This is a genomic window from Synechococcus sp. OH20 (assembly GCF_047502685.1).
Classification (GTDB): domain Bacteria; phylum Cyanobacteriota; class Cyanobacteriia; order Thermostichales; family Thermostichaceae; genus Thermostichus.
Genome location: NZ_JANSIQ010000030.1, coordinates 78,978 through 95,143, shown reverse-complemented (window position 1 = coordinate 95,143; position 16,166 = coordinate 78,978). Strand labels below are relative to the sequence as shown.

Here is a 16,166-nt window from a genome sequence, read left to right as displayed (position 1 = left end):
AGCCCCTCTCCCAGCGGGAGCGCTCCCTCACCCCCAGCCCCTCTCCCAGCGGGAGAGGGGAGTTAACGAACCGTTTCATGGCGATTGGACATGATGCCAATACGCAACTGGGTACGGGATCAGCTTGGTTGCAGCGTCTCAATTCCCTCAGGAAGGGCGATGATCGCCTCTTGGGCCATGCCGATGAACAGGCCATGCTCCACCACCCCCACCGTCCCCTTGAGTTGATCGGCGATCTTGGCGGGATCGGCGATGGGGCCGAATTGGCAATCGAGGATGTAGTGCTGTTCATCCGTCAGGTAGGGATCCCCTTGGGCATTCAACCGCAAAGTGGCCGCGCAGCCAATAGCCTCTACCCGCGCCAAGGTGGTTTTCCAGCCAAAGCGCACCACCTCCACGGGCACCGGGAAGCGAGTGCCCAGATGCGTCACCTTCTTAGAGGCATCGGCGATGATGATCAGCTCGGCGGCGCTGGCCTCTACCAGTTTTTCCCGCAGCAGAGCCCCCCCCGCTCCTTTGATCAAGTTCAGGGATCCCACTTCAATTTCGTCGGCTCCATCGATGGCCAGATCCAGGCGGGGCTGCTCCTCCAGGGTGGCCAGCGGGATCCCCAGGGAGCGGGCTTGTTCTGCTGTGCGCTCCGAGGTGGGCACACCGATGAACTGCAGCCCCTCCTTTTGCATCCGCTCCGCCAGGGCGCTCACCGCAAAAGCAGCCGTGGATCCTGTGCCCAGCCCCACCACCATCCCTGACTGCACCTTTTGAGCCGCCGCTTGGGCTGCTGCCTGTTTCAGCTCATCTGCACTGGCCATCTCGCCTTTCCGGAGTCCAACCGAATTATTCTACCGCCCGCTCCAGCTAAAGCCCTGCGGCGCTGCCACCACCTGGCCAAAGAGATCGTAGGGCTCGGCGCGAGTAATCTGCACCGGCACCAGGGATCCCAGGGATCCCGGCCCGCGCACGTACACCACCCCGTCCACCTCAGGGGCAAAGCGGGGGGAACGGCCAATCCACTCGCCGGTGCGGGGGTTTTCCTGCTCCAGGAGCACAGGCACCACCTGCCCCACCTGCTCGCGGTTGCGGCGGAAGGCGATCCCCTGTTGCAGTTGCATCAGGCGGGCGCGGCGCTCTTCCTTAAGGGGCTCCGGCACTTGCTGGGGAAGGTGGTAGGCGGGTGTGCCTTCTTCAGGAGAAAAGGTAAACACCCCCACATGGTCAAATTGGTGGCGCTGCACAAAGTCCAACAGATGCTGGAAGTGCTCCTCCGTCTCGCCGGGAAAGCCGACAATAAAGCTGGTGCGCAGCACGGCGTTGGGCAGCGCCTGGTGCAGCCGCTCGATTACCCGGTCGTTGACCTGGCCCTGCCAGGGGCGGTTCATGGCTTTGAGGATCTGCGGGTGGCTGTGCTGCAGCGGCAGATCCAGATAGGGCAGGAAATTGGGCGTCTCTTGAATGGCCTCCACCACTGCCGGGGTAATGCCGGTGGGGTAGGCATAGAGCATGCGGATCCAGGGGATGGGGATCCGGCCCAGGGCGCGGATGAGCCCGGCCAGCCGCGGCTCCCCGTAGAGGTCGATCCCGTAGTTGGTGGTGATCTGGGAAATGAGAATCAACTCCTGCACCCCTTCTGCGGCCAGTTGCTCCGCCTCCCGCAGAATGGACTCGATGGGGCGGGAGCGTTGCTTGCCCCGCAGGTGGGGGATGATGCAAAAAGAGCAGCGGTAATCACATCCTTCGGCCACCCGCAGGTAGGCCACCGGCGCATGGGTGGTGCGATAGCGGGGGACGGTCTCGTCGGCAATGTAGTCCAAGCTGGAGGTGACGGCGTTGACCCGCTCCCCTCGCTCCGCCCGCTCGATCACCTGCACGATCTGGTGGTAATCGCCGGTGCCGACGATGGCCACCGCCTCCGGGATCTCCCGCAGCAGCTCCTCTTGGAAGTGCTGGGCCAAGCAGCCGGCGATGAGGATCTTTTTGCCCTGTACCGCCAGCTCCATCAGGGTGCTGACCGACTCCCGCCGCGCCGCCTCGATGAAGCTGCAGGTGTTGACGATGACGTAGTCGGCGCTGTCTTCGTCGCCTTCCACCCGGTAGCCCGCCTGGGCCAGCAGGCCCAGCATGTGCTCGGTGTCCACCCGGTTTTTCTCACAGCCCAGGTGCACAACGGCAACTGCCGGCGCTTTCTTTGGGGGAGCGGCAGGGCTGCGAGAGGGCGTAGGCAAAGCGGTCTCCAACCGGTTCATAGCCACAGGAGAGGCCGAGAGAATGGCGACAGCAGAAATGAAAGTTTTCTTATTCTAGTTTAGGTTTCGCTTCTGAACTCCTCTGCCAACCAGCTCAATCGGGCTACCCCCCAAGTTGAACCCACACCAAGCCAAGAGCCACAGCCACTGCCAGACCGCTGGCCGCCCAACTGCAGGGATCCCCTGCCCTCTCTTCTGGGAGCAAGGGCGCTTTTCCGTAGCCCCGCAGGCGCAGCGCCTGATAGACGCGCTCAGAGCGCTCGTAGCTGCGCACTAGGAGAGTGCCTACGGCAGCAGCCAGGAAGGGCAGGTCTTGGCGCAAGGCCGGGCCCGGGCGCCACAGGGATCCCCGCGGCTGCCAGCCCCTCAGCCAAGCTGCCCGCTGCATCTGCTGCCACTGGGCGCCTATCTCCTGCAGGTAGCGCTGCGTCAGCCAGGCCAACTCCAAGAGCAGGTCGGGGATCCCCAGCGCCCGCAAAGCCGCCAACAGTTCCAGCAGGGGGGTGGTCTCCAAAAGCAGCGTCGCCAGCGCCAACAAAGCCAGGCTGCGCCCAACGACATAGAGCGCCTTCTCCAGCCCCTCCCACCGCAGAGCCAGGGATCCCCACTGCCAGAGGATGGTGTTCCCCATAACTAACGGTAGGAGAGCGACGAGAGCTATTAGCAAAGCGCCTGGGGCGGCCAGCCGTTTCAGTCCTCGGCTGAGCGGCACTCCCGACAGCGCCCAGAGAAGAGCCAGCAGCGCCCAGGCCAGGGGCAGCAAGGCCAAGCGCTGCACCTGGGCAAAAGCTGCCATCAGGGCTCCCAGGCCCACCAGCTTGGGCAAAGGCCGCCAGCGGTGAAGCCAAGAGGGGGAGGGAGGGAGGGGAGCGGGTGGAGAGAACTGCGTTCCCCTGAGATCCTGGGAGATGACGGCCTCGGCCCTATCTTTTGGCATCTTCTCCCAGCAGCTCCGGCTGCACCCGCTGCAAAAACCGCACCACCCAACAGGTAAACAGCCCCTCCACCGCCGCCAAAGGGAGGTGGGCCATCACCAAGCTGCCCAAGGCAAAGCGCTCTGCTTGGGTGGAGACCGTCCCCTCGCCCAGGAGAGCAGCCATCACCACCCCGTAGAAGAGCAGCGCCGCCAGCCCCACCCCCGCCGCCCCCGCCCAGAAGGCTGCCAACCCGTCTCCCAGCCGCCGTCGGCCCATTCGAAAGATCCCCCCTGCCAAGAGCGCCGGGATCCCCATAATGGCGGCGTTAATCCCCAGGGTGGTTAGCCCCCCGTGGCCAAAAGCCACCGCCTGAAAAAACAGGCCCACCACAATCGCCGGGTAGGCCAAGGCCCCCAGCATCACGCCCAGCAAGCCATTGAGCAGCAGGTGCAGGCTGGCCGGGGGAAAAGGCAGGTGAAGGGAGGAGGCGACAAAAAAGGCGGCGGTCAGCAGCGCCGCTTTGGGCAGTTGGCGGCGAGGATCCTTTTCCAACCGCTGGAGGAGGTGTAGGCTCCAACCCGTAAGCAGGGCAGTGATGCCATAGCCCCCCAGCCAAAGCGGTGCTGGCAGAAGGCCCTCGCTGATGTGCATGGCTAGTCCTGGCTCAAAGCGGCAACACCCCCTGAGGAGTCGGGGAGTTCTGGGCCTTGGGAGGGACGGGGCCGGGAGAAGAACAGGGCCGTACCCAAGCACCCCCAGATGACACAGGCAGCCATAACCCCCCGCTGCACAGGGCCAAAGGAGGAGCTGTTGGGGATCCCTTCTGCCTGCATAGCCGCTTCGCCTACCGGCACGTTCACCACCCCGCCGTGGCCGGCCTGGCGAATGCGCACCTGCCACAGTCCCTTGAGCTCAGGATCCGGCTGCAGCAGAAATCGCCCCTGCTCATCCGTTTGCCCTTCCTGCCAAGGGGTGGTGGGATCGGTGGGCGCAAACACCGTGACGCGGGCAGAACGCATCGGCTCGCCGGAATCGTAGCGGGCTTGGATCTCGAAAGTGGGGACGGCCCGCCAAGAGGCCTCCACCCCATGCCCCCAAGCCGGAGCAGACAAGAGCAGGCCGCAGGCCAGCCAGCTCAGTTGCCAGTAAGCGTAGAAAGGGAGGCGATTTGGCCAGACTGAGTTCATGGGTCGGCAAAAGTAGAGGACAATCTCTCGACTGCAAAAGCCACCCAGGCTTGAGGGCAAAGACCTAAGGTCAAGATCCCGTCCTGTCGAGGCGGTCAGAGGACGCGCGGCAGTGGCCCTCCCCCACGTGGCCCAAGTTCTGCAGGATCTCCAAGAGGGTTTCGGACGCCGTCCCACTTTCCTGCAGGTCGTCCCAGACCAGAGGGTCGGATCCCCCCTTTAGCCGCTGCTCCAGGGAGAGGGGATCCAGCTTCACCAGCGGGGCAAACCCCAGCGCCGCCCGGTTGAGGTCATCTTCCGGCGGTAGGCTGCCATCCCCAAACAGGTGGTCAAAGTGGAAAGTCACTTCCAGATCCGCCACCTGGCCCGCCTGGACAAAGCCCTTGCGCGCTTCCCCCACATACTCGCCGCAGACGAAGGCCAGCTCAGGGCTGAACTTGAGCACAAAGGGGATCTCCTCTCCCTCCCCTTTTGCTGGCCGGGCTGTGCCCTCGATCCAGAGGGAGTAGCCCTTGGCCGGCCCCTCCGCTGCCGGCACCAGCCGCCAAGCCAAGGCGTTGTAGTGCCCAGGGGGAGCTTCCAGGGATCCCAGCAGAACCCGTTCTGCCCCCGCCGCTGGCACCAAATCCACCGTGAGGGGGCCTGTCAGGTTGACTAAGGCCTTGGGCTGGAGCTCCCCTTTCCCTTCAAAAGGGGGATCCGTCTGGTAGGCCGTGATGTCGGCCAGCGTCACGTACACATGCTCAAACTGCAGCGCCCAGCCGTCTTTGGAGACCAACCCCTCCCGCACGAACGCTTCGCCGTTGGCCCACAGCTCCAGCGTGCCTTTGGCCGAGGCAGAGATCGCCTGCGGCTCCCTAGCTGGCCCCGACTCGACAGGCGGACGACAAGCTGTCATGCCGGCTCCCAGCCCCAGGACCACCAGAGCCAGCCCTCTGGCCAAGGGATCCCTGGAGGAAATGACCCACGACGGAGAGAGGAGTTGCTTCACCTGGAGTTCGGCCAGCGCTACTGACCTAGCCAAACACAAACTTTCGGGGCACCACAATCCCCCGCTGGGGCATCTTGCTACTCCTGCGCCAGGTTCCCGGCCCGCACCCAGCCCTCTTGCCCGTTCTCGCGGCGGATACGCTGCCAACCGCCATCTTCGCTCAGGCCCAACACCGTCACCACCTCATTCAGGGGCAGGCCGCCCATGTAGGCCCCTTCCCGGTCGGGAGTGGCTCGCAGCGCCAAACCCATCGGCTCGATCACCCGCCCCCGCTCACCGGGGGAAACGCTTGTTGCTCCAGGAGAGTGGGTGGACTCAGGCCTGGGTTGAGTCAACTGAACTGTCGATGGTGAAACGGTAGAGACAGCAGATGCCGAGGCTGCCGCCCCTTCCACAGGGCCCAAATTGCCTGCCCGCACCCAGCCCTCTTGACCGTTCAACTCCCGCCGCACCCGTTGCCAACGACCATCGGCGCTATACTCCAACACCGTCACCGTTTCCCCCACCACAATCCCGCCCTGGTAGGCTCCATCGGCGGAGGGCCGGCTGCGGATCGCCAGGCCAATCGGCTCAATCACCCGTCCGCGGCTGCCGGGGGGAAATCCTTCAGGGTCAAGGGTGCCTGCAGCAGGGGCAGACAGGGGAGGGGGAAAGCTGGTTGGGCTCGGCAAGGGATCCGGGCGGATCGCCCGCTGAAATTGGGGTGGGGGCGGGGGGGCCAACATCGGAGCGACCATCTGCCACAACTGCCAACCCAAGGCAGCCAGAGCCCCAACCGAGACGCTCGCCACCACCAAGGTGCCCAAGGGAAAATGGTCAGAAGCAGGAGAAGAACGGCCTCGCATTGGGTAGTTAGCCATCCAAAGTACCTCCCTGCAAAGCTGCAGACAAGAACCGCAAAACCCATTGGGATCCCTGTCAGCAACCGGGGATCTACGAGATTCAGAGCACTCGCATCCCAATCTATAACATCTTCAAAGATGCCGACTTTTGCTTCTGACCTTGGCTTGAACAGAATCGCGTCAACCCCCCGCCTCTATAGCCAGGGGAAGCAGAGCAGACACCCTTGTGGGTGGGCGACCCCCCATTTGACCAAGATGAGCATGGGGATACAGAGACTCCCCCCGTCTGGCGATTCTCCCTGCCGCCGGCACACTACGCCAACGATGGGGATGAGCCAGAAAACCAACCTTGTCTTGCAAGGCTTTACTGCACTGCCGTTATCGCGGCAACATAGCGACTATGCCCAATCTCAACCACAGCGATGACTCCCCTTGAAGAAGCGGCGGAAGCGGCGGCCAAGCTGTTGCTGTTTCGAGAAATCTGCGCCCATCCCCTAGCCCTGGGCTGGCAGGAGCTGATCCAGCAGTTGATGGCCGGGGATCCCCTGCCTTGCTGGGCGGCCTACGGGCGCTGGTTTGAGCTTTTGGCCCAGCAAAACCTGAGCTGGCGGGAGTGGCTGATCCAGGAGATCCGCTGGGCGGACAACCCCTTTGCCCGCGCGGCGCTGCGAGGTGGGGAGATCCCGACACCCCTTTTGCAAGCAGCACGGCACGATCTCCGCTGCTTACAGATCCTGGCCGAGAGCCAGGAGCTCATCGAAGAGCAGATGCAGGCGCTGGGCCTGGGGATCCCTTGGCCGGATGGGGACAGTGACTGCGCCGGCTGGGATCCGCGCTCTTTTGCCGATTGGGGCCTGAGCCTGGAGGCGTTGATCGCCCACTACCGCCAAAGAGGGGTAGGAATCTGTGCTCGCTATTGGGCGTTTCGCTGGGGGCCGGCAGGGCTAGAAGGGATCCCGGCTCCCGACCTGCCCGATTGGGATGAGATTTACGGCTACGAACGGCAGAAGCAGCAGTTGGCCGCCAACACCGAAGCGCTGCTGCGGGGGGATCTGGCTTTGCATGTCTTGCTCTACGGGGCGCGGGGCACCGGCAAGTCTTCGTTGGTGAAGGCCTTGTTGCGCCGCTACGGCCCTCAGGGGCTGCGCCTTCTGGAGCTGAGACGAACTGACTTGATGCAATTGTCGGAGATCTTGGCGGAGCTGAGGAAACAGGGGCTGCCCTTTGTGCTGTTTGTGGACGATCTCTCCTTCGAGGCCGACGAAACCGAGTTCAAGCAGCTCAAGGTGCTCCTGGAGGGGGATCTCGTCGCGCCGCCGCCCAACGTCCGCCTCTATGCCACCAGCAACCGCCGCCATTTGGTCCGCGAGTTTTTCGCCGACCGCCCCAACCCCCAAGATCAAGAAGTCCACGCCTGGGATACGGTGCAGGAAAAGCTGTCGCTGCAGGATCGCTTTGGCCTCACCCTCACCTTCCCTCCGTTCACTCAAGACGATTACTTGGCAACTGTAGAACACTTGGCGCAGCGGCTGGGTTTCGCTCAATCTTTGGCGGCCCTGCGTCGCCGGGCCCTGATCTGGGCGCAGCAGCAAAACGGCTTTTCCGGTCGCACCGCCCGTCAGTTTTTGGATGCCGTTCGGGCAGGGCTGGCAAAAGGGAACGAATGAATCGCTGGCCGCGTTGCGGGAAGTTTATTCTTCGGGGAAGGGATTGGCCAGCTTGTCTACCGTAAAGTAACGATGAAACTTATCCGTCACCCGCAACCAGGGGGAGCGGCTGCCTTCTTTGCGGTAGCGGGTTATAAAGCCTTTCTCCACCAGCTCTGCCACATGCTGATAGGCGCCCTGACCGCGCAACTCTACCAACTCGGCTTGGGAGAGGGGCCCCCGCAGGATGATGGTCGCCAAGGTACGGGCAGCGCCCACCCCGATTTCGGGGGGCAAGAGCTGGTTGGCCAGCTCCAAAAACGGCTCTCGCAACTGCAGGGCAAACCCCTCCCCCACCTGCAATACTTCCAGGGCAGAGTCGCGGTGAGCATAGTCTTCCATCAACTCCAGCAGCGCATCATAGGCCTCATCGCGGCTGCAGCGGGCCAACTGAGCCAGCGCCGATAGGGCCAACGGCTGCCCCTTCAGGTAGAGGATTGCCTCAATCTGGTTTTTCAGGGCTAAGAGACGCCCCCCCTCCACCTCTGATCCGGGATCCAAAACCAACTTGGAACGACGCGAGGCCATAGCGACAAGGGATCCGCCTACTTGTCCCGTAGCATAGCAGCAGTTGCAGGCTGAGGGATCCCTGCTGGGGCGGCCTGGGCCAAGGCGAGCGTTGCTATGCTAAACCATGCCATGGCCTGCTTTCCCGCCCATCGCGCTACTCGGTGCGGAGTACAATTGCACAACCTGAAGCCAATTGCGTAGCATAAATAGGGTTTGGGGATCCCAGAGAATTGGAGAGGTGTCCGAGCGGTTTAAGGAAGCAGTCTTGAAAACTGCCGTGGTTCACGCCACCGTGGGTTCGAATCCCACCCTCTCCGTTGCTTTATTGACTAACCCACAATGCTGTCCGGCGGCCCCTACCACGCTCCTACTCCCTTGGGCCAGCCTAAGGTAATCTGGCGACGTCAGTCTTCTGCGTCCAGAATGCGGGGCACTTTGAAGAACACATCCGCCCGGTCGGGAGCGTTGGCCAGGATCCCTTCGACATCCGGATAGGGCTCGACTTCATCGGGGCGGGTGGGCAGCTCCATGTCCAGGGCATGGAAGGTGGGCTCCACCCCTTCCGTATTCAGCTCTTTCAGTTGTTCCACGTAGGCCAAGATGTCTGCCAGTTGCTCGGTGAACTGGATCTCTTCCTCCTCGGTTAGCTCCAGACGAGCCAAGTGAGCGACATGTTGTACCCCTTCCCGTTTCAGCATCCTTCCCCCCGGCGCGCAGATCATTAACTTAGCTTAAGGTGGCTGAGAGCAACCGTTCGCGTTGGTGGTACAGAGTCCTTTGGCAGGCAGACTCAATACAACTCGAGGTTGGCGCGCCCGGTGGTTTTCAGCCAGTTTTGGGCCTCGATGTAGTTGTTGGGGGCAATGCGAATGGCGCGGATCCAGTATTGAGCGGCCTCGTCAAACAGGGCCTCTGCCGTTTCTTCATCTCCGGCCTGCAGGCTCTGCTCGCCTTTATGATGCAGCAACACAGCGATGTTGTTCAGGGCAGAACAAAGTCGTGGGTTCAACTCCAGAGCTTGGTGGTAGTACTCCAGGGCCTTGTCCAGTTCGCCGTTGCTTTGGTAGATCAGGCCCATGTTGTAGAGGATGTAGCTACGATCCTCTTCGCCTTGCTCCAGGGTGAGGGCTTCTCGGTAGTTTTCCAGAGCCTCGGCGTATTCCCCTTCGCTCTGAGCGGCCATGCCATCCCGGTAGTAGGCAAAAGCTTTCTTTTGCTCAGAACTCACCCCCGGCAGCAGTTTCAGGATCAGATCGGCCATGACGGTAAAGGTTTTGTCGATGAAGTTGTCGTTCTTCATGCTGCGCGGCATGGCTGACCCCTTTTAGAACTTGGGACTAAAGATTTCTCTCTTGCGTTGTATCACGTCCAAGGCGGGATCCGAAACACAGCCCCGTTGGTTTCACAAACGAGCCCCTGGTCTGTCAAGGCGGTATCGAGGGGCGCTTGCTCAGGCGCACAGGATGCCACTGCAGGGTTTCGCCGGGGGAAACCTCGACTTCACAGGCGGTGTCGATCAGCCGCTGCGCCTGCGCTTGGGGGGTGGGGTAGCGGGCCAGATCTGCATCCACCAGGTGGGGGTGCTCTTGCAACAGCCGCACGAGGAACTCCTGCAATTCCTCAGGGCTGAGAAATTGCTCCGGCAAGCCCGGGATCAGCAGCACATAGTGGTTGGCGGCACGCAACAGTTCGGGTTCCGAGTCTGACATGGTGTTGGGCTGGGCGTCTTCTATCCATCATGAACCAACGGGTTGCGCCTCTCTTGGTATCCTGATAAAGACTTTCCTTGCTCTTGTCTTGTTGGCATTTGAGATCTGCTTTTCCTATGGCTAAGCCGCGCACCCTCTCTGGCATTCAGCCCTCTGGCGAGTTGCACCTGGGCAATTACTTGGGGGCGATTAAAAATTGGGTGGCCGAGCAGGAGCACTACGAGAACTTTTTTTGCATTGTGGATCAACATGCCATCACCGTCCCTCAGGATCCCAAGCTGTTGAGGGAGCGCACCCGCTCGCTGTTTGCCCTTTATTTGGCCTGTGGCCTCAGCCTGGAGCATTGTGTGCTGTTCGTGCAGTCCCACGTGCCTGCCCATACGGAGCTGGCCTGGCTGTTCAACACCATCACCCCCATGAACTGGGCGGAGCGCATGATCCAGTACAAGGAGAAAAAAGAAAAACAGGGAGAGGAGACCAGCGTTGGCCTGTTCAGCTACCCGATTTTGCAGGCGGCGGATATTTTGCTCTACCAGCCCAAGTATGTGCCGGTGGGGGAGGATCAGCGGCAGCATATTGAGCTGTGTCGGGATATTGCCCGCCGCTTTAACGACCGCTTTGGCGAGGTGTTTGTGATCCCAGAGGCCCTGATTCGCCCACAGGGGGCGCGGATCATGAGCTTGACCGATGGCACGCGCAAGATGTCCAAGTCGGATCCCTCGGATCTCAGCCGCATTCATCTCTTGGATGACCCGGATACCATCCGCAAGAAGATCCAAAAATGCAAGACCGACCCCATTCGGGGCATTGTCTTTGACGATCCGGCTCGTCCTGAAGCCCACAATTTGCTGACGATCTACATGCTCACCTCTGGAAAAAGCAAGGAGGCGGTGGCAGCTGAGTGTGCCGAGATGGGGTGGGGACAGTTCAAGCCTCTCCTCGCAGACAGCATCATCGCTGCCCTAGAGCCCATTCAGCAGCGCTACCGGGATCTCTGCAACAACCCCGACTATCTGCTGGCGCTGATCCGGGAAAATGCTGCCAAGGCTCGCGCTGTTGCCGAGCCAACGCTGCAAAGGGTGCGAGAGGCAATGGGGTTCCTACCCCCCTAAGGGATCCCTGCTAGTCGCGGTTGCCATCGCGGATCTCGACGGTGCTGAACTCCAGGCCCAGCTCCGAGAGGATCCCTGGCCAGGCCAAGCGCAGGCGCTCCTGCCATTCTTGCCGGTGGTTGATCAAATACACGCAGACCAGGGTGATACCCACTCCCAACCACTGCAGCCGCGTCAGCGATTCCCCCAAGAAGGTGCTGCCGAACAGCAGGGCGAAGATGGGGGTGAGAAAGGTCAGGGAGCTGAATTCGGTGAGGTTCTCCTGGGAGGCGAAATAGAAGAAGAGGGCATAGGCCACAGCGCTTCCCATCACCGAAGCGTAGAGCAGGCCCAGCCAGTGGGCACCGCTCAGGTGCTGCCATTGCTCGCTTTCTGTTAGCGCCGAGAGCAGGATCAAGGGCAGGCTGCCCAACACCATGTGCCAGCCCGTCGCCAACACCGGATCCGCCACCTCCGCCACCTTGGGCATCATCACGGTGCCGATGGCCATCGACAGGGATGCCAGCAACATCCAGACGACGCCAGCCCCCAACTGCAGGGATCCCCCGCCAGATAAGCCGATCAGACCGATGCCGACCACCCCTATCCCCAAGCTCAGCCAGCCCAGCGCTCCCATCCGCTCGCGGTAAAACCAGGTGGCCATCAGAGCCACCGCCAGCGGCTGCGAGTCGATCAGCACGGATCCCAGCCCGGCGCCGGTCTCTCTCAACCCTTGCGCCAAAAATCCCTGAAAACAGGTGCCGTCCACCAGGGCAAAGGCCAAGACCCACAGCCACCCCCGCCGCCCCTGCGGATGCCAGGGTTGAGACACCCCGGCGGCCCGTCCCTGCCAAAGCCGAAAGGCCAAAACCAGGATCCCAGCCGGCAAGAGCCGCAGAATGGCGATAAAGAGAGGGGTGGTCTCAGAGAGGGCATCCCGCATCGCCACCATCGCCGAACCCCACAGGAAAAAGGGGGCAATCATCAACAGGCGTTGCCAGATAGGCTGAGAAAGCAGGTAAGACTGAGCCATGGGTGCTTCAAACTCGCAGACGGAAGTTAACCCCATGTTAAGCGCTGCGGCAGTTCGGTTACAAATCTTAATTATTGGTTGATGCAAGTTGATGCCTGGCATGGGATCCCTGGAGGGCTTTCTCAACCTGGATAAACCAGCAGGGCTTACCTCCCACGACTGTGTGGCGGTGGTGCGGCGGGTCTTGCGCACCCGCAGGGTGGGGCATGGCGGCACTTTGGATCCGGCGGCGACGGGGGTTTTGCCCATTGCCGTGGGGCGGGCGACGCGCTTTTTGGCCTTTCTGCCGGGGGATAAGGTCTATCGGGCCACCTTCCGCTTCGGGCAGCGCAGCGACACCGACGATGCCGAGGGGCAGATCCAGGTGGGATCCCCTTGTCCGGAGCTGAGCTGCGAGCAGGTGGCGGCCTGTTTGCGGGAGTTTGTCGGCGAGATTGAGCAGGTGCCGCCCCTTTACAGCGCCATCAAGCGGCAGGGGAAAAAGCTCTACGAGCTGGCGCGGGCCGGGCTAGAGGCCTCAGAACTGGGGCTGGAGCCGCGGAGAGTAGTGATTCGGCACCTGCGGATCCTGGGCTGGCGCCCCGGCAACTTCCCGGAAGTGGATCTGGAGATTGCCTGTGGCCCCGGCACCTACATCCGCGCCCTCGCCCGCGACGTGGGGGAGAAATTGGGTTGCGGAGGCTTGATGAGCCGCCTGCGACGGCTGCAAAGTGGCCCCTTTCGCGTCCAGGAGAGCCTGCCCCTGGAGCAATGGCAGGGATCCGCCGATCCCGCCGCTGCCCTGCTGCCGATTGAGTGGGGATTTCGCGATTGGGACTCAGTATCCCTATCTCCGGCTGAGGCCCAGCGCTGGCGGCAAGGTCAGGCCATTCCCCTGGATCCTGCTCAGGCCGGTGCTGAGACCTTGCGGGTCATGAGCAGAGAGGGGGAATTTTTGGGCTTGGGGCACAGCCAAGCAGGTCAGCTCAGGCCGCTGCGGGTGTTGCCGCCGGATCCCTAGTTGCAGAAACATTACATTTTCGTAACAACATTGGCCATTGTCTCGGCGGGAAAGAACCCCCTGCATGCTAAACTTCTGGGGGCAAGTGGGGAGCTCGGAGCGCTGCCGTTGTTGGGCTCCGGCTCGATTTTCCAAGGGTAGCCTTTGGACGTTGCCGACAAAATCTCTTCTCAATCTTTTCTCACTTTTGCATCTCAAGCTACTTTTACATAGAGTTACAGGAACGGAGTTGAGAATATGCGGGATGCCGTAACCACACTGATCAAAACCTACGACCTGGCGGGCCGCTACTTGGACCGGAATGCGATGGATGCGCTCAAAGCTTTTTACGATTCAGGGCTGCGGCGCATCAAGGCAGTGCAGGTGATTAATCTCAACTCGGTGGACATTGTCAAGACGGCTGCCGCAGCTATGTTTGCCCAGGTGCCGGATCTGATCCGTCCGGGCGGCAACGCCTACACCACCCGCCGCTACGCCACCTGTTTGCGGGATATGGACTACTTCCTGCGCTACGCTTCTTATGCGCTGGTGGCTGCCGACAACAGCGTCTTGGATGAGCGAGTCTTGGCCGGCTTGCGGGAAACTTACAACTCCCTCGGCGTGCCCATCGCTCCGACAGTGATTGGGATCCAAAACATGAAAACCCGCACCCTGGAGCTGCTCGGCTCCGGCGAAGACTACAGCTTTGTGGCCGAGCCTTTCGATTACATGAGCAGCAAACTAAGCGAAACCGATATCTAGCCTACTCGTCGGCGTAGGGATTGGCCGGCACCGGTATTGGCTCCACCTGCTCGGCGACGATCACCAACTGAGATTGGCCATCCCGCCGCTCTACGGCCATGCGTCCCTCCAGACGCAGCCAACTATCGGCAGTTAACTGTTCTCCCTCTGGCCAGCGCACCGGCAAGCCCACAGGGTAGGCATCGGCAGCACAGCAACTGACCAAAAAGCGAGCGATAACAAAGTGGTCGGGCCGCGGGTCGGGAACGACAAACCCCTGTACCCGCACCGGCTGCCCTGTGTAGGTGTAGGGATCCGGGTAGACATCCAAGGTGCGTACCCAATCCAGCAGAGTGCGCTGACGCGGGTCGAGCTTGGGACGAAAAGCCTGCGGCTGGCTACGAGATACCCCCAGGTAGGGAGATACCCCTCGGTTGAGGGCAGTTTGGCTGGAGAGCGGTCGCGGCTCGACCCAAAACCCCAGCAGTGCCGTCAGGATCAGCAGTCCTGCGCCCAGCTGCGGTCCCAACAGCGAGGCGTGGGCTTCAGAAGAGGCGACTTTCGCTCCTTGCCAACGGCCAATCCCCAAGCCCAGCAGGCATAGCCCGGCCAACAAAGCCACATTCACGTAGCCGGGATTGATCAACATCAGCAGGGTACCCCGCCAGCGGTAAACGATCAGCAGGATCCCGAGCAACATCAACCCGGACGCCTCCCAGTAGGCTATATGGCCCCACGCCAACAGTTTCCTGGGCCAAGACATAATCTTGGTTTTGATACGCACTCCCTCTGGGTTTTGTTTTTCCCGAATAGGACTAGAACTGCTTTTGGGCATGGTTACACCTTTTTCACACCACTCCGAGCCCAAGTTTAGCAATCCTCGCGCAATTTTCCACTACCTGTGTGGCGAGAATGGGCAAGGTCTTTACTGCGATTTCGCGGTCACAGGTATTGAGGTTCACCTAAATAGAGCTCAGCAAAAAACTTCGTTTAGCCCACGTTCCTGATCGGTAACTTTACAAAAAGCACCGTGATTACCCTGTCTATTGCTGGACGGTTTGCCTGTGGTGGATCGTAAGCCCTAGCAAGCTACAGCTTTTTCCAGCGTTATCTAATAAGCCAATGTAGATCTATCTCTTGTGTCGTGAAGATCCGGATTGGCTACAGAACTTCCGTGAAGTCAGAAAAAACTGTACGGCCGTGGGGAGTATGTCAAAGCTGTCGGGATCCCATCGTCAATTCAACGAATTCAGTCACAAATAACCTCATATTGATGAGAGTATTAATGAGAGGCTTTAGCGTGTAGGCATGGTTGCAAGCGGATGCCTGAAACTGGGGAGTTGCCCTCATTTGCTCTACAGTGAGATAGACACAACCGAGATAGCACAACCAAATGTTGCCGAGGGTACCCATCTGGCTGCGGGGAGTGAGCTATGCCATCTATGGCTTTCTCTACCTGCCGATTGTGCTGATTGCCGTCTATTCTTTTAACCGCGCCCGCTTTGGCCTGGCGTGGACGGGTTTTACCTTCGATTGGTACTTGGCTCTCTTTCGCAATGCCGCGATCTGGCAGGCCACGCAAAATACCCTTGTCTTGGCTGGAGTCAGCACTCTGGTGAGCACGGTGCTGGGATCCCTCTTGGGCTACGGGCTGTACCGCTACCGTTTCCCCGGCCAAAGGATTGTGCAGGGGTTGCTGCTGTTGCCGGTAACTGTCCCTGATATTGTGATGGCGATTACGCTGCTGCTGTTTTACCAGTTTGTGCGCGCCTACACCGGCTGGTTTGAGCTGGGCTTGGGGACGATGATCCTGGCCCACATCACCTTTCAGATTGCCTTTGTGGCCATCGTGGTGCGCAGCCGCCTGCAGCTTTTGGATCCCGCTTTGGAGGAAGCCGCCTACGACCTCTATGCCAACACCTGGCAGAAGCTGCGCTATGTAACCTTGCCCCTGGCCAGGCCGGGGATCCTGGCCGCGGCGCTGCTGGCCTTTACCCTCTCCATCGATGACTTTGTCATCTCCTTTTTCACCAGCGGGCCGGAAAGCCAGACCCTGCCCATCCTCATCTACAGCACGGCGCGGCGGGGGGTGACGCCGGAGATCAACGCCCTCTCCACCGTGATCATCCTGGCTACCTTGGTCGTGGTGATGGGGTTTCCCCTGCTCAGCCGCTCCCGCTAGCCCCCCTCTCCCTCAGGGAGAGGGGCTGGGGGTGA

At 61.1% G+C, this 16,166-nt stretch carries 18 protein-coding genes and 1 tRNA gene; 6 read left to right on the top strand and 13 right to left on the bottom strand.

Annotated features, from left to right (window positions below; translation table 11 throughout):
• Positions 1-119: 119 nt before the first annotated feature.
• The 7 genes from rpiA to NW826_RS06705 form a co-directional block, all read right to left on the bottom strand.
• Positions 120-812, bottom strand: a complete 693-nt coding sequence (rpiA, locus tag NW826_RS06735) for a ribose-5-phosphate isomerase RpiA (RefSeq protein ID WP_414332726.1) — start codon at positions 810-812, stop codon at positions 120-122.
• Between the two features lie 30 nt (positions 813-842).
• Complete coding sequence (gene rimO, locus NW826_RS06730; RefSeq protein WP_414509743.1) at positions 843-2,222, bottom strand: 30S ribosomal protein S12 methylthiotransferase RimO; 1,380 nt, start codon at positions 2,220-2,222, stop codon at positions 843-845.
• A 124-nt stretch (positions 2,223-2,346) separates the two neighbouring features.
• Positions 2,347-3,180 carry a cobalt ECF transporter T component CbiQ gene (gene cbiQ, locus NW826_RS06725; RefSeq protein ID WP_414509742.1) on the bottom strand — a complete coding sequence of 278 codons (834 nt, stop codon included), beginning with the start codon at positions 3,178-3,180 and terminating at the stop codon, positions 2,347-2,349.
• Complete coding sequence (cbiM, locus tag NW826_RS06720) at positions 3,167-3,811, bottom strand: cobalt transporter CbiM (protein ID WP_414509741.1); 645 nt, start codon at positions 3,809-3,811, stop codon at positions 3,167-3,169. The genes cbiQ and cbiM overlap by 14 nt, the downstream gene beginning before the upstream one ends.
• 2 nt (positions 3,812-3,813) lie before the next feature.
• Positions 3,814-4,347: a hypothetical protein gene (locus NW826_RS06715; protein WP_414509740.1), complete on the bottom strand. Its 534-nt coding sequence runs from the start codon at positions 4,345-4,347 to the stop codon at positions 3,814-3,816.
• A gap of 70 nt (positions 4,348-4,417) precedes the next feature.
• Positions 4,418-5,371, bottom strand: a complete 954-nt coding sequence (locus tag NW826_RS06710) for a hypothetical protein (RefSeq protein WP_414509739.1) — start codon at positions 5,369-5,371, stop codon at positions 4,418-4,420.
• A 44-nt stretch (positions 5,372-5,415) separates the two neighbouring features.
• A complete protein-coding gene (locus NW826_RS06705; protein WP_414332736.1) occupies positions 5,416-6,198 on the bottom strand; it encodes an SH3 domain-containing protein in 783 nt (260 codons plus the stop codon).
• Positions 6,199-6,602: 404 nt separating this feature from the next.
• Between NW826_RS06705 and NW826_RS06700 the strand changes: the two genes are divergently transcribed.
• Entirely contained in the window at positions 6,603-7,847 is a 1,245-nt protein-coding gene (locus NW826_RS06700) for an ATP-binding protein (protein WP_414332738.1), read from the top strand.
• 24 nt (positions 7,848-7,871) lie between these two features.
• Here the strand turns inward: NW826_RS06700 and scpB are convergent, their stop codons facing one another.
• Positions 7,872-8,414: an SMC-Scp complex subunit ScpB gene (gene scpB / locus NW826_RS06695; RefSeq protein WP_414332740.1), complete on the bottom strand. Its 543-nt coding sequence runs from the start codon at positions 8,412-8,414 to the stop codon at positions 7,872-7,874.
• 214 nt (positions 8,415-8,628) lie between these two features.
• On the opposite strand from scpB, the gene NW826_RS06690 reads away from it, so the two are divergent.
• Positions 8,629-8,713, top strand: a tRNA-Ser gene (locus NW826_RS06690).
• 87 nt (positions 8,714-8,800) lie between these two features.
• Here the strand turns inward: NW826_RS06690 and gatC are convergent.
• The 3 genes from gatC to NW826_RS06675 form a co-directional block, all read right to left on the bottom strand.
• Positions 8,801-9,094, bottom strand: coding sequence for an Asp-tRNA(Asn)/Glu-tRNA(Gln) amidotransferase subunit GatC (gene gatC, locus NW826_RS06685; protein WP_414332742.1), 294 nt, complete (start codon positions 9,092-9,094; stop codon positions 8,801-8,803).
• A 92-nt stretch (positions 9,095-9,186) separates the two neighbouring features.
• Positions 9,187-9,708 (bottom strand): photosystem I assembly protein Ycf3, encoded by a 522-nt coding sequence (locus tag NW826_RS06680; protein WP_414332744.1) that lies wholly within the window; start codon positions 9,706-9,708, stop codon positions 9,187-9,189.
• 112 nt (positions 9,709-9,820) lie between these two features.
• Complete coding sequence (locus NW826_RS06675; protein ID WP_414332746.1) at positions 9,821-10,105, bottom strand: chlororespiratory reduction protein 7; 285 nt, start codon at positions 10,103-10,105, stop codon at positions 9,821-9,823.
• A gap of 116 nt (positions 10,106-10,221) precedes the next feature.
• On the opposite strand from NW826_RS06675, the gene trpS reads away from it, so the two are divergent.
• On the top strand, positions 10,222-11,217 hold the full coding sequence (trpS, locus tag NW826_RS06670; RefSeq protein ID WP_414332748.1) for a tryptophan--tRNA ligase: 996 nt from the start codon (positions 10,222-10,224) through the stop codon (positions 11,215-11,217).
• Positions 11,218-11,227: 10 nt separating this feature from the next.
• Here trpS and NW826_RS06665 read toward each other — a convergent pair whose 3' ends face one another.
• Positions 11,228-12,229, bottom strand: a complete 1,002-nt coding sequence (locus NW826_RS06665) for a DMT family transporter (protein ID WP_414332750.1) — start codon at positions 12,227-12,229, stop codon at positions 11,228-11,230.
• A gap of 100 nt (positions 12,230-12,329) precedes the next feature.
• Here NW826_RS06665 and truB point away from each other — a divergent pair, with 100 nt between their 5' ends.
• Together truB and apcB are read left to right on the top strand one after the other, a co-directional pair.
• Entirely contained in the window at positions 12,330-13,229 is a 900-nt protein-coding gene (gene truB, locus NW826_RS06660; RefSeq protein ID WP_414509777.1) for a tRNA pseudouridine(55) synthase TruB, read from the top strand.
• A 237-nt stretch (positions 13,230-13,466) separates the two neighbouring features.
• Positions 13,467-13,970, top strand: a complete 504-nt coding sequence (gene apcB, locus NW826_RS06655; RefSeq protein ID WP_414332752.1) for an allophycocyanin subunit beta — start codon at positions 13,467-13,469, stop codon at positions 13,968-13,970.
• A 1-nt stretch (position 13,971) separates the two neighbouring features.
• On the opposite strand, the gene NW826_RS06650 is transcribed toward apcB, so the two are convergent.
• Positions 13,972-14,649 (bottom strand): TIGR03943 family putative permease subunit, encoded by a 678-nt coding sequence (locus NW826_RS06650; protein ID WP_414509738.1) that lies wholly within the window; start codon positions 14,647-14,649, stop codon positions 13,972-13,974.
• A 693-nt stretch (positions 14,650-15,342) separates the two neighbouring features.
• On the opposite strand from NW826_RS06650, the gene NW826_RS06645 reads away from it, so the two are divergent.
• A complete protein-coding gene (locus NW826_RS06645) occupies positions 15,343-16,131 on the top strand; it encodes an ABC transporter permease (protein ID WP_414332756.1) in 789 nt (262 codons plus the stop codon).
• Positions 16,132-16,166: the final 35 nt, after the last annotated feature.